Below are 13,186 nucleotides of genomic sequence, written 5' to 3' on the forward strand. Positions count from 1 at the left end.
AGGGTGTCCTCCGTCACACCTGAATGGTCTTGAAGCCCTTGTCACGGGTGGGACGCATCAGGATCTTCGTGCGAGCAGCCTCGGCGTACTCGTCGAGATCGCTGCGACGCGCCGGGGAGAGCGTCAGCCCGCGACGCTCTGCGACGGCATCGACGAGCACATCCGTGAGCTCGGGGTTCAGCGGGAGCACGGGGCCCTGCACGTTGCTGGCGAAGGTGTTGCCCACGCGCACGAACTCGCCCCGCCCTTCGTCTCGGCCGAAGCTGCCGTGACCGTCGCGCACCGTGCCGTAGGCGGATGCCGCGTCGGTGAGCGTCCACTCGGAGGCGTGGTCCTCGAAGCCCACCACGGGTCCATGCGGTGTGTCGACGATGATGTAGCCGACCCGCCGCTCGCTGACGCGCACGACGCGGTACGGCAGCACGCCGATCCCGTCGAGCGTCTCGCCGTCCGGTGCATCGAGGCGCTCGCCGAGCAGCTCGGCCGAACCGCCGACGGAGAACAGCACACCGCCGTCCGCGACGAACTCGTCGAGCCTGCCCTTCCTCGCGATCAGGTCGGCGTGCACGCCCCGCAACGCGGACAGCGGGCCGTTGCCGATCACGAGGACGTCGAGCTCACGGGGAAGCTCCTCGCCGGGGGCGACGAGCACCGTCGTCGTCTCCACGCCTCGCGCGGCGAGGCGCCGCTCGATGGCGCGGACGTTGCCGCGGTCGCCGGTGATGCCGAGTTCGGCCGGGTACAGCTGTGCGATGGTGACCAGGGTCATCGGCGCGTCTCCTGCTCTTCGCGGCCGAGGATGCGTCGACCGACCATCATCAGCTCGTAGTTGACGAACCAGATCTGACGACCGGCCGCCGTCTCGGGGAACGAGCGCATGAGCTCCACGGCCTTCTCCATGTCGGGTTCGACCGTTCCGATCTCCACGCCCGCGTACGCGAGCGCGAGGGCGAGCTGATGTGCTTTCTCACCGGTGACCACATCGACCCGCGGCAGCGGGGCGAAGTCCACGTCGTACAGCCACGAGACATCAGGTGTGCCGTCGTCGATCGCGATGAGTGCGCGCTCGGGCGTACCGTCCAGCGCATCCAGGTTCATCTGCAGGCTCGGCGCGTTCTTGAACATCACGAACTCGACCTGCTCACCAGCGGGGTTCCCGCGCAGCGGGATGACCTCGCCGCGGCCATAGGCGGGCGCCATGGTGGCGAAGCCCGCCGCGGACCGGTCGGCGTCGAACTCATCACCCAGCACACGCGCGGCGACGGTCAGCGCGGCAGCGGCGTCCGCCGCATAGTGCAGTCCTCGTGCGGGCAGCGTGATGCGGGCATCCGTGCCACCGACGTTCACGACGATGTCGCGTCCTCTGACCTCGCGCACCTCGGCGAACGCGTCTCGCGGCGTCGCACCGGCGGTGCCGCTGCGCGTGTCGGCGGCGTTGGCCAGGCCGTGGGCGGAGGCCGCGACGATGTCCTCTGCGATGCCGAAGAACGAGACCGGAGCCTTCATGGCGCCCACGTCGATCTTCGACAGGTAGGGGTCGTCACGGTTGACGACGACGTGATCTGACGCCCGGGTCGAGGCGTCCAGCATCATGTCGGCGACGCGCTCGGTCTCGAAGAACCGGAACAGCTGATCGACCTGCACGTTCAGCGACAGGATCACCGACGGCGAGAGACGGTCGGCCAGGTCGGCGGCGTAGCCCTCATCGATCTCGAGGACCGCGACGTCGGCCTTGATCCGACCGGTCAGCGACGCATCGGCGAGCAGCGCACTCGTCACACCCTGCGGCAGGTTCGCGCCGGTCGGGTTGGTGAAGACCTTCAGGCCGTGCGCGCGCAGCACCTCGCTGACCATGTGCGTGGTCGTCGTCTTGCCGTTCGAACCGAGCACGAAGATCACGCCGTAGCGGAACTGGTCCGCGAGCGTGGGCAGCAGAGTCGGCGCCATCCGGTTGGTGAGGTACCCCGGAAACGCCGACCCGCCACCGCGCAGGCGCGTCGCGAAGCGGGCGAGCTTACCCGCCAGAACCGGCACGATGTACCGGGGACCCGCCGACCGCGCCTGAGGTGCGGCCGCCATCATTCGAGGTAGTCCCGCAGCGACTGCGAGCGGCTCGGGTGACGCAGCTTGGCCATCGTCTTCGACTCGATCTGACGGATGCGCTCGCGCGTGACGCCGAACGTGTCGCCGATCTGGTCGAGGGTCTTGGGCTGGCCGTCGCCGAGGCCGAAGCGCATACGGATCACGCCCGCCTCGCGCTCCGAGAGCGAGTCGAGCAGCTGCTCGAGCTGACGCTGCAGCATCGTGAAGCCGACCGCGTCCGCGGGGACCACGGCCTCGGTGTCCTCGATGAGGTCACCGAACTCGCTGTCGCCGTCCTCGCCGAGCGGGGTGTGCAGCGAGATCGGCTCGCGGCCGTACTTCTGCACCTCGATGACCTTCTCGGGGGTCATGTCGAGCTCGCGGGACAGCTCCTCGGGGGTGGGCTCGCGGCCCAGGTCCTGCAGCATCTGGCGCTGCACGCGGGCGAGCTTGTTGATGACCTCGACCATGTGCACCGGGATGCGGATGGTGCGGGCCTGGTCGGCCATGGCGCGGGTGATCGCCTGGCGGATCCACCAGGTGGCGTAGGTCGAGAACTTGAAGCCCTTGGTGTAGTCGAACTTCTCGACCGCGCGGATGAGACCGAGGTTGCCCTCCTGGATCAGGTCCAGGAACTGCATGCCGCGGCCGGTGTAGCGCTTGGCGAGGGAGACGACGAGTCGCAGGTTGGCGCCGAGCAGGTGGCTCTTGGCACGCTGGCCGTCACGCGCGACCCACTGCAGATCCAGGCCCAGCTGGCTGGTCTTCTCCGCCGCCGTCATCGTGGACAGCTTCTCCTCGGCGAACAGACCGGCCTCGATCCGCATCGCGAGCTCGACCTCTTCGGCCGCGTTCAGCAGCGCGACCTTTCCGATCTGCTTGAGGTAGTCCTTGACCGGGTCGGCGGTGGCGCCGGTGATCTGGGTCGAGTAGACGGGGACGTCGTCCTCGTCGTTCGAGGTGATGACGATGGCGCCGGTCGGCAGCGGCTCGGTGAAGGCGGGCTTCTTGTCGCCCTCCTCCTCGTCGTCGGCAGTGTCGTCGGCGTGGGCGTCCTCGGCGGCCGCCTCGGCGACCGGGTCGTCCTTCTTCCGTCGCGCCGCGGGCTTCTTCGCGGCGGCCTTCTTGGCAGGCGCTGCCTTGTTGGCCGCGGGCTCGGCGGCTTCGACCGCGTCGACGTCAGCGGGCTCGGCCTCGGCAGGGGTCGTCGTCTTGGTCGTCCGGCTCTTCTTGGTCGTGGCTTGAGTCACGTTTCGCCTTTCACGGGGCGGTGCGCACGCCCCGGGAGATTTCGGACACTAGTAAGACCCTTGTCAAGTCCGATCGCGAATACGACGGTTGACAACGGGTCGAATGTCCATTATCACACACCCGAGAGCGTTCGGATGCCGCAAAGCACCGATTCCGCTCTCAGCCTCGCTTCCCGTCTTCCTCGCCGGTGGGACGGGAGGCCAGATACCGTTCCAGCTCGGCAGCGATCTCATCGGCGCTGGGCAGGTCGCGCTCGTCGAAACCGCCCTCGTCGGCGTCCTCCGGATCGCGGCCCGCCATGTAGGCGTCGTACCGGCGCTCGAGAGTGTGCACCATCTGCATGAGCTCTTCGTTGCCGTGCACCTGCTCCTCGACCCGCGACAGGTAGTCCGCGCGGCTCTCCTGCACCTCGTCCATCCTCAGCACCAGGCCCGTGGCTGCCATGAGGCGTTCGGCCGCCGTGATCACCGCATCCGGGTACTCGGTGTCGGCGAGGTAGTGCGGTACGAGCAGCACGAATCCCGCGACGCGGTCGTCGCGCTGCGAGAAGCGGTACTCGAGCAGATGGCCGGCAGTCGACGGCACCTGGGTGCGCGGGCGCCAGACCGAGTGCGCCACGATCAGGTCGCGTCGGTTTCCGCTCACCGTGGTGCCGATCGGGCGGGTGTGCGGAACCGGCATCGCGATCGAGTGCACCCAGGAGACACCGGACACCGCGAACTCGGTCGCCAGGTCGAGGACAGCGTCGGAGAAGGCGTTCCACGCGAAGTCGGGCTCGTATCCGGCCAGGAGCAGGAACGGCTGCCCCAGCGCGTCGTGCGCGAGCGACAGCTCCAGACGAGCCGGGCGGAACTCCGTCAGATGGTCCTGGTCGAACGAGACCACGGGGCGTCGCGCGCGGTAGTCGAGCAGCATGTCGTTGTCGAAGACCACGATCGGCTGCGGACCGGCCGTCTCCTCCAGGTGATCGATCAGGCCCGACACCGCGTTCCCCGCGTCGGTGAACCCGGTGAGCAGGATGACGAGAGGAAGGCCGGTCGGCACGACCGGGGCGTTCGCGACGCGTTCGTGGACGTCTCCGGTGAAGGGCATGCATCCATGCTACGAGCCGGTCACGATGCGGAGGCCGTCGGTCTCAAGCTGAGAGCGAACACCGGTGCGGGCTCCCCGCTCCGTCCCTGAATAGGATGGGTGGCATGACGCTACCCGCGCTCTCGCACACGACCGAAACGTTCCCCGAAAGCGCTGCAGACGCCGCAGTGCTCGTGATCCAGGATCCGGAGGTCGCGCCAGAAGCGCTCACGGCCTACCCGGGTCTCGTGGAGTTCCTCTCCGGCGTCGGATTCCGCGGATCAGCAGGGGCGACGGCCCGGGTGCACCTCCCGGGGATCACATCGCTCCCGCTCACCGTCGTCAGCGTCGGCAAGGAGCCGACCGCCGCTGCGGTGCGCGACGCCGTCGCCACCGCCGCGCGCACTCTGACCGGCTTCAGCCGTGTCGCGATCGGATTCGCCCCGGGCGCCGACGCGCACGCCGCCGCAGCGGCAGAGGGGGCCGTGCTCGGCGGCTACCGCTTCGACGACTACCGCAGCGATCGCGGTCCCTCGCGCGCCGACGAGCTCGTGCTGCACGCGGAATTGAGCGACGCGGATGTCGCACGCGCCGTCGCCGTCGCCGAAGCCGTCGCCCTCATCAAGGACCTGGTGAACGTGCCCGCGGAGTGGCAGAGCCCCGCACAGCTCGCCGACAGCGCGATCGACGCGGTGAAGGACCTCGACGTCTCGGTGGAGGTGCTGGACGAGAAGCAGCTCGAGGAGCAGGGCTACGGCGGCATCCTCGGCGTGGGGCGCGGGTCGGATCGCCCGCCGCGCCTGGTGCGTCTGGACTACTCCCCCGCCGGCGCGAGCCGGCACATCGCCCTGGTCGGCAAGGGGATCACGTTCGACACCGGCGGCCTCTCGCTGAAGCCCGCGGCCAGCATGGTCGGGATGAAGTTCGACATGGCCGGCGCCGCGACGGCACTCGCCGCGGTCCGAGCCGTCGCCGCTCTCGGACTGCCCGTGCGCGTCACCGCGTGGCTGTGCATCGCGGACAACATGCCGTCCGGCCGCGCGACGCGCCCCGGCGACGTTCTCCGGATGCTGGACGGCCAGACCGTCGAGGTGCTCAACACCGACGCTGAGGGCCGGCTGGTGATGGCCGACGGCCTGGTCGCCGCAAGCCGCGAGAACCCCGACGTCATCATCGACGTCGCCACGCTCACCGGTGCGATCATCGTCGCGCTCGGGATGCGCCACACCGGCGTGATGGGCAGCGACGAAGCGGTGGCCGAGTACCTGTCCGCCGCCGACAGCGTCGATGAGCTCGCGTGGGCGCTCCCGCTCCCCGATCACATGGAGGAGTCGCTGGAGTCGCCGATCGCCGACATGATCAACTCCAACATGAGTGACCGCTCCGGCGGCTCTCTGTTCGCCGGCCTGTTCCTGCGCCGCTTCGTCGGCCGCACCTCCGATGAGGCCGACGCTCCGCGCATCCCGTGGATCCACCTGGACATCGCCGGCTCGGGCGAGCACAAGGGCTCGGCGTACGGCTTCACGGAGAAGGGCCCGACCGGGGCCACGGTGCGTTCGCTGATCGCATTCGCCGAAGCGTCCTCCAAGGAGGCATGATGACCACCCACACCTTCGACGTCGTCATCCTGGGCGGCGGCAGCGGCGGCTACGCGGCTGCCCTGCGCGCCGCTGAACTGGGCAAGAAGGTCGCCCTGATCGAGAAGGACAAGGTCGGCGGCACCTGCCTGCACCGCGGCTGCATCCCGACCAAGGCCCTGCTGCACGCGGCCGAGGTCGCCGAGCACGTCCGCGATGCGGCATCCGTCGGCGTGTCCGCGACCCTCGAGGGAATCGACGCCGCCGGCGTCCGCTCCTACCGTGAGGGGATCGTCGCCAAAAAGTTCAAGGGTCTCGAGGGCCTGATCAAGGCCCGCGGCATCACCGTGGTCAGCGGCGCCGGCCGCCTCGACACCGACCGGGCGGTCGTCGTCGGTGAGGACCGTTACGTGGGCGCCGACGTCGTGCTCGCGACGGGCTCGTACAGCCGGTCCCTGCCGGGTCTCGAGATCGGCGGCCGGATCCTCACCAGCGAGCAGGCACTGGCACTGGACGAGGTACCCGCGCGGGTCCTCATCCTGGGTGGCGGTGTCATCGGTGTCGAGTTCGCAAGCGTCTGGCGCTCGTTCGGTGCAGAGGTGACGATCATCGAAGCGCTGCCGCATCTGGTCCCCAACGAGGACATCGCCCTCAGCAAGGGCTTGGAGCGCGCTTTCCGTCGACGTGGGATCGGGTACTCGCTCGGAGTGCGCTTCCAGTCGGCCGCTCAGACGGCGGATGCCGTGACCGTCACGCTCGAGGACGGCAAGACGCTGGAAGCCGACTACCTGCTGATCGCCGTCGGGCGCGGTCCCGCCACGGCGGATCTCGGCTTCGCCGAGGCCGGAGTCACGATGGACCGCGGCTTCGTGATCGTCGACGAGGAGCTGCGCACCGGCGTGCCGGGTCTGTGGGCCGTCGGCGACATCGTTCCCGGCCTGCAGCTCGCTCACCGTGGATTCCTGCAGGGCATCGCGGTCGCCGAGCGCATCGCCGGGCAGAGCCCCGCTCCGATGGCCGAGACGAACATCCCCCGGGTCACCTACTGCAGCCCGGAGGTCGCGTCGGTGGGCGTCACCGAGGAGGCAGCGGTGGCCGCGCACGGTGCGGACCAGGTCGTCTCCTACGACTACAACCTCGCAGGCAACGGCAAGAGCGAGATCATCGGCACGGGCGGCCTCGTCAAGGTCGTCCGCCTCAAGGACGGGCCTGTGCTCGGCGTGCACCTGCTCGGCGATCGCGTCGGTGAGCTGATCACCGAGGGCCAGTTGGCCGTCGCGTGGGAGGCGCACCCCGAGGACATCGCTCCGCTGATCCACGCCCACCCCACTCAGAGCGAGGCTCTGGGCGAGGCGTTCCTTGCACTCGCGGGCAAGCCTTTGCACGCATTGTGAAAACTTTTTCGCGCATTGTGGAAGTTTCCTTCTGTCTCTGCGCGGTCAAGGCCACTAAGCTGAACACCACACGAACTTCCTGAAGGAGACTCCGACATGAGCACATCCGTGGTCCTCCCCGCTCTCGGAGAGAGCGTCACCGAGGGTACGGTCACCCGCTGGCTCAAGCAGGTCGGCGACACCGTCGAGGCTGACGAAGGCCTCCTCGAGATCTCGACCGACAAGGTCGACACCGAGATCCCCGCACCCGTCAGCGGTGTGCTCGAGGCGATCCTGGTCGAAGAGGACGAGACGGTCGAGATCGGCGCACTGCTCGCCCGCATCGGCGACGGCTCCGGCGCGGCACCTGCCGCCGAAGCCCCCGCCGCAACCGAGGCCCCCGCCGCCGCGCCCGAGGCGCCCGCCGCTCCCGCTCCGGCTGCCGAGGCACCGTCTCCGGCTGCGGAGGCCCCGGCGGCACCCGCGCCTGCAGGGGATGCCACAGACATCGTGCTCCCCGAGCTCGGTGAGAGCGTCACTGAGGGCACCGTCACGCGCTGGCTCAAGCAGGTCGGCGACAGCGTCGAGGTCGACGAGGCACTCCTCGAGATCTCGACCGACAAGGTCGACACCGAGATCCCGTCGCCGGTCGCCGGCGTTCTGCAGGAGATCGTCGCCGCCGAGGACGAGACCGTGGCCGTCGGCGCCGTGCTCGCCCGCGTCGGCTCCGGTGCTCCCGCCGCCGCTCCGGCCCCCGCTGCGCCTGCTCCGGCCGCCGCAGCACCTGCTCCGGCACCGGCTCCCGCTGCTCCGGCACCGGCTCCGGCTGCTCCGGCACCGGCTCCGGCTGCTCCGGCACCGGCTCCGGCTGCTCCGGCACCGGCTCCGGCTGCGCCGGCACCGGCTCCCGCTGCTCCGGCACCGGCTCCCGCTGCTGCGGCTCCTGCTGCTGCAGCGGAGGGCTCGGACAACGTCTACGTCACCCCGCTTGTGCGTCGCCTCGCCGCCCAGCAGGGCGTCGACCTGGCCAGCGTGCAGGGTTCCGGCGTCGGTGGACGCATCCGCAAGGAGGACGTGCTGAAGGCCGCCGAGGCGAAGTCCCAGGCTCCTGCGGCTTCGGCCGCCCCTGCCGCCGCGGCGCCTGCGCCGCTCGAGGTCTCGCCGCTACGCGGCACCACGCAGAAGATGTCGCGCCTGCGCAAGGTCGTCGCCGAGCGCGCCGTGGCCTCCATGCAGCAGACCGCACAGCTGACCACGTTCGTCGAGATCGACGTGACGGCGCTGGCCCAGTACCGCGACAGCGTCAAGGTGGCGTTCCAGCAGAAGACGGGCGACAAGCTCTCGTTCCTGCCGTTCTTCACCCTGGCCGCCGCTGAGGCGCTGCAGGCCTTCCCGATCATCAACTCGACGGTCGACGGCGACAGCATCGTCTACCCCGCGACGGAGAACATCTCCATCGCGGTCGACACCGAGCGCGGCCTGCTGACGCCGGTCGTGCGCGATGCGGCGACGAAGAACCTCGCCCAGCTGGCGCACGAGATCGCCGATCTCGCGGCCCGCACGCGTGACAACAAGCTGAAGCCCGACGAGCTGGCCGGCGGCACCTTCACAGTGACCAACACCGGTTCACGCGGCGCGCTGTTCGACACCCCGCTGGTGTTCCTGCCGCAGTCCGCGATCCTCGGCACCGGCGTCGTGTTCAAGCGCCCCGGCGTCGTGAACGTCGGCGGCGTCGACGCGATCGCGGTCCGCTCGTACGTGTACTTCGCGATCTCGTACGACCACCGGATCATCGACGGTGCCGACGCCGCGCGCTTCCTCGGCGCGGTCAAGGCCCGCCTCGAGGCGGCGGACTTCGCCGCCGTGCTCGGAGCGTAAGTCTCAGGACGAACCCGGCTGGTCCGCGACGGCATAGACGTCGCGGACCAGCCATTCGTCTTTCCGGCGCAGGAGCACCAGGACCTGCTGCTCCCCGTCCGGGTCGCCACGACGGACCACCGCGATGTCGCCGTAGGAGTCCACCAGGGCGACCGCATCACCGGCATCCGCGCTCTCGATCGCCTTGAGCACAGCGGAGGCCGAACCCGCGACGACCGCGTCCGCGCAGACGGCGTCACCCTCTTTCAGACATCGTTCGACCTGCTTCACGAGACCGGGAGCAGCGGCCACAGGGTCATCCGTCCGTGGTGGCTTCGCCGTCGCAGCCGGGTTCGATGCCTTCGGAACGGGCGTCTCCGCCGCGGGCTTCACCGCGGCCTGAGCGGATGCGTGCTCGTCCCCCTCGCCCGTCGGCCACAGCAGCCCCACGGCCAGCACGGTCGTCGCCACGGCGGCGCCGATGAGGAGCGGCCGTCTGCGCGTCCCGCCGGGCTTGCCGGTGCCGCGGTCGGGCACCCGCTCCGGGGCCGGTTCGCGCTCGCCTCGTCCGCTCGGCACCACTCGGCGCAGTGCCCGGCGCGTGCTCTCGATCGTCGCCACGGCCCGCTCCGCGATGACCATCTGCCAGCCACGGCGTTCGTCGACCGGCTCGTCGAGGCCGCCGGAGAAGCGGTTCGCGACCACGTCTCCGGCAGCGGCCGGAGCGAAGACCTCCCGTTGCAGCGGCCTGGGCGCAGCGAGTTCGGTCAGCTCGGCATCCCAGCGCTCCATCCGTCGTCTGGCGGCACGGAGGTCCGACAGCCCCGATCCGATGTCGCCGAGCAATCGCTCGAGACTCCGGTCCGCACTGCCGTCGCGCAACCGCGCGATCAACGCTCTCGCTCCCTCAGCGGCGGACTCGCCCGCGCCGAGGACGAACACCGGCCTGCCGCCGTCGGTGAGCCACCACGCGCCAGCCAGCGGGGACCCGTCCAATTCGACCAGGCCCCGCAGCAGACTGCCTGCCAGGGTGACGCACTCGCCCGTGCTCAGGGCCTGCTGCGCCGCGGCTCGACGTCCGAGGAAGGTCGAGATCCGCTCGGTGCACCAAGGCAGAAGCACGTCGGTCCTGTCGGGCCTGCGCACGAGATCCAGAGGCGCCGCGACATGGTCGGCCCCACCGAACGCCCAGAACGGCTGACCGGCGCAGCCGGCAGCATCCATGACCACCCGCACCTCGTCGCCGTCCGCCACCAGCTCGCCCGCGAACGGCCCCTCCTGCGGGTCCAGCATCCGGATCCGCCGGTGCACACCGGCGACGAGCTCGTCGGGCGATCTGTTCTCGGCCATGTGCCCATCCCAGCGCAGCAGGAACAGCGGGTGTCCACCGGAATCCCGGACCTGTGCAGGGAATGTCCGATTCCCCCGCCTGTGGAGCGCGAGACCGGGCGGCGACGGCCCCCTGACGACCGGTAGGCTGGTACCCATGGCAAAGCGTGATTCCGCACCCGAGAAGCGACCCGGATTCTTCTCCCAGCTGAAGTCCCTGTTCCGCTTCACGCGCGAGATCTACGGCTGGCTCCCCTGGGCGCAGGCCGCGATCGTCGTCGGCGGTGTGCTGATCGGTGTGATCCTCGGCTACCTGATTCCGCCGAGCGGTGTGCTCGCGATCATCCTGTGGGGCATCACCGGTCTCATGCTCGGTCTGCTCGGCGCGATGATGCTGATGACCCGCCTCTCCACGAGTGCGATGTACCAGAAGATCGACGGCATGCCCGGCGCCAGCGGCCACGTGCTGTCGACCAGCCTCGGCCGCAACTGGCAGGCCTCCGACACCCCTGCGGGCATCAACCCGAAGACCCAGGAGGCCGTCTACCGTGCGGTCGGCCGCGGTGGCGTCGTGGTGGTCGGCGAGGGGGCGCGCGGACGTCTGACGCGCCTCGTGAACGAGGAGCGTTCGAAGGCTCAGCGTGTGGCAGCCGGAGTTCCGGTCACCGTCCTCTACGTCGGACACGGTGAGGACGAGGTGCAGATCAAGGACCTCGCGAAGACGATCAAGAAGCTGCCGAAGAAGATCGACAAGGCCACGATGGCCGCGGTGATCAACCGCATCGAGTCCGTCTCGCAGTCCGTCACCTCGCTGCCGATCCCGAAGGGCATCGACCCGATGAAGGCCCGCGCGCAGCGTCCGCGCTGATCGCCGGCATCCAGAGTCCATGAAGAAGGCCCCGTCCGCTGACGGGGCCTTCTCTCGTCTCACTCGCCGAGCGGCTGCTTGGGAAGGCGGCGCACCTTGGCGCGGCGGCGGGGCCGCTCAGGGATCATCGAGCGCATCTCGTCGAGCTTGCCGAAGCACAGCAGGCGGTCACCGGCCTCGAGCACGACGTGCTTGCGCGGATTCGGGATCACATTCACGCCCCGGTGCAGCGTGAGCACGGTGATGTCCCGGTCCCACAGACCGAGGTCGCCGAGCTGTTTGCCGACCTGCTCCGCCCCCGAGTGCATCACGAGCTCGGCGACGCCGTAGCCGGTGGACACGCTCAGCCGCTGACGGACGTCGATGTCCGGGAACGCCACCTGCTCCGAGATGTAGTCGATGATGGCTCCCGCGACGTCGAGCTTGGTCGCCGCCTCGATGCCCTGCAGGCCGGGTGAGGAGTTGACCTCCATGACCAACGGACCGTCCTCGCCCTCGAGCATGTCCACGCCGGCGACGCGCAGGCCCATGATCTGAGCCGCACGCACCGCCGTCTGCTCGTACACCGGGTCGAGGGTGACAGCCTCCACGCGGCCGCCCCGGTGCACGTTGGAGCGGAACTCGTCTCCGTCGGCCACACGTCGCATGGCGGCCACCACGCGCCCTCCGACGACCAGTGCACGGATGTCGCGCCCACGAGACTCGGCGATGAACTTCTGGATCAGCACGTTCTGCTTGGTGGAGTGCAGCGTCTCGATGATCGCCTCGGCGACCTTCACCTGCGGGGCGAGGATCACGCCGATCCCCTGCGTGCCCTCCAGCAGTTTGATCACCACCGGCGCCCCTCCGACCCGTTCGATCGCCGGCCGCACGTCGGCGCGGTTGCGCACGAAGGCCGTCGCCGGCATCGCGATGTTGTGCCGCGACAGGATCTGGTTGGCGCGCAGCTTGTCCCGCGCACTGGAGATCCCGTTCGCGGTGTTCGGCGTGTACACGTCCATCTGCTCGAACTGGCGCACGACGGCGGTGCCGAAGAAGGTGATCGAGTTCCCGATGCGCGGCAGGATCGCGTCGTAGTCGCTGAGCTGCTTGCCGCGGTAGAAGAGGTCGGGTTCATCCGCCGTCAGGTCGATCGCGAACCGCAGGGTGTTCAGGACTTTGACGTTGTGTCCGCGCTGCTGCGCTGCGGCGCGGAGACGCTGGGTGGAGTAGGACTGCGGTGCTCGGGAGAGGACGGCGATCTTCAACGGGGATTCCTGCCAGGATGTAGGGATGGGTCGGTCTTCTCATTCAAACACGCTCACGGGGTGGCGTGAGTGGGTCGGGCTGCCCGATCTCGGCGTGGCGTGGATCAAGGCCAAGATCGACACCGGCGCTCGGACCTCATCACTGCACGCGTTCGACATCCAGGAGTTCCAGCGCGAGGGTGCGGACTGGGTGCGTTTCCGTGTGAACCCCTGGCAGGACACCGCAGAGGACGCCGTGCTCGCCGAGTACCCCGTGCACGACCGTCGCGAGGTGCGCAGCTCGTCAGGACACGCCGAGACGCGTCTGGTGGTGAAGCTGCGCGTGCGGCTCGTCGACCGCGAGGTGGTCGCGGAGGTCACGCTGACCAACCGCGACGAGATGGGTTTCCGCATGCTCATCGGGCGCGAGGCGCTGCGCCGCGGATACATCGTGGACCCCGCGCGGTCGTTCCTCGGCGGCAGGGCGCCGAAGGAGGCGCGCCGACGCAATCGCGGCAGGGACGCTGCGACTGGCTCAGCGCCTCAATAGGG

General features: G+C 69.5%; 11 protein-coding genes. 5 read left to right on the top strand and 6 right to left on the bottom strand.

What is annotated here, in order from left to right; all coding sequences use genetic code 11:
• Positions 1 to 13: 13 nt before the first annotated feature.
• The 4 genes from DY023_RS10025 to DY023_RS10040 form a co-directional block, all read right to left on the bottom strand.
• Positions 14 to 769: a type 1 glutamine amidotransferase gene (locus DY023_RS10025; RefSeq protein ID WP_116242182.1), complete on the bottom strand. Its 756-nt coding sequence runs from the start codon at positions 767 to 769 to the stop codon at positions 14 to 16.
• A complete protein-coding gene (locus DY023_RS10030) occupies positions 766 to 2,079 on the bottom strand; it encodes a MurT ligase domain-containing protein (protein ID WP_181905799.1) in 1,314 nt (437 codons plus the stop codon). Before DY023_RS10030 ends, DY023_RS10025 begins: the two co-directional genes overlap by 4 nt.
• Positions 2,079 to 3,332 (bottom strand): RNA polymerase sigma factor, encoded by a 1,254-nt coding sequence (locus tag DY023_RS10035; RefSeq protein WP_116242184.1) that lies wholly within the window; start codon positions 3,330 to 3,332, stop codon positions 2,079 to 2,081. Before DY023_RS10035 ends, DY023_RS10030 begins: the two co-directional genes overlap by 1 nt.
• Positions 3,333 to 3,492: 160 nt before the next feature.
• On the bottom strand, positions 3,493 to 4,425 hold the full coding sequence (locus DY023_RS10040; protein ID WP_116242185.1) for a proteasome assembly chaperone family protein: 933 nt from the start codon (positions 4,423 to 4,425) through the stop codon (positions 3,493 to 3,495).
• Between the two features lie 104 nt (positions 4,426 to 4,529).
• On the opposite strand from DY023_RS10040, the gene DY023_RS10045 reads away from it, so the two are divergent.
• The 3 genes from DY023_RS10045 (at position 4,530) to sucB (ending at position 9,232) form a co-directional block, all read left to right on the top strand.
• Positions 4,530 to 6,002, top strand: coding sequence for a leucyl aminopeptidase (locus DY023_RS10045; RefSeq protein WP_116242186.1), 1,473 nt, complete (start codon positions 4,530 to 4,532; stop codon positions 6,000 to 6,002).
• Entirely contained in the window at positions 6,002 to 7,375 is a 1,374-nt protein-coding gene (gene lpdA, locus DY023_RS10050) for a dihydrolipoyl dehydrogenase (RefSeq protein WP_116242187.1), read from the top strand. Before DY023_RS10045 ends, lpdA begins: the two co-directional genes overlap by 1 nt.
• A 96-nt stretch (positions 7,376 to 7,471) precedes the next feature.
• The gene (sucB, locus tag DY023_RS10055; protein WP_116242188.1) at positions 7,472 to 9,232 is read left to right on the top strand and encodes a 2-oxoglutarate dehydrogenase, E2 component, dihydrolipoamide succinyltransferase; all 1,761 of its coding nucleotides are present in this window, start codon (positions 7,472 to 7,474) and stop codon (positions 9,230 to 9,232) included.
• 3 nt (positions 9,233 to 9,235) lie between these two features.
• On the opposite strand, the gene DY023_RS10060 is transcribed toward sucB, so the two are convergent.
• Positions 9,236 to 10,561: a hypothetical protein gene (locus tag DY023_RS10060; protein WP_116242189.1), complete on the bottom strand. Its 1,326-nt coding sequence runs from the start codon at positions 10,559 to 10,561 to the stop codon at positions 9,236 to 9,238.
• Between the two features lie 136 nt (positions 10,562 to 10,697).
• Here DY023_RS10060 and DY023_RS10065 point away from each other — a divergent pair, with 136 nt between their 5' ends.
• The gene (locus DY023_RS10065) at positions 10,698 to 11,408 is read left to right on the top strand and encodes a DUF4191 family protein (protein WP_116242190.1); all 711 of its coding nucleotides are present in this window, start codon (positions 10,698 to 10,700) and stop codon (positions 11,406 to 11,408) included.
• 59 nt (positions 11,409 to 11,467) lie between these two features.
• Here the strand turns inward: DY023_RS10065 and DY023_RS10070 are convergent, their stop codons facing one another.
• Positions 11,468 to 12,655, bottom strand: coding sequence for a RimK family alpha-L-glutamate ligase (locus DY023_RS10070; RefSeq protein ID WP_116242191.1), 1,188 nt, complete (start codon positions 12,653 to 12,655; stop codon positions 11,468 to 11,470).
• Between the two features lie 25 nt (positions 12,656 to 12,680).
• On the opposite strand from DY023_RS10070, the gene DY023_RS10075 reads away from it, so the two are divergent.
• Positions 12,681 to 13,184: an ATP-dependent zinc protease family protein gene (locus DY023_RS10075; RefSeq protein WP_116242192.1), complete on the top strand. Its 504-nt coding sequence runs from the start codon at positions 12,681 to 12,683 to the stop codon at positions 13,182 to 13,184.
• Positions 13,185 to 13,186 lie beyond the last annotated feature (2 nt).

The sequence above is a fragment of the Microbacterium bovistercoris genome (genome assembly GCF_003387575.1).
Classification (GTDB): Bacteria; Actinomycetota; Actinomycetes; order Actinomycetales; family Microbacteriaceae; genus Microbacterium; species Microbacterium bovistercoris.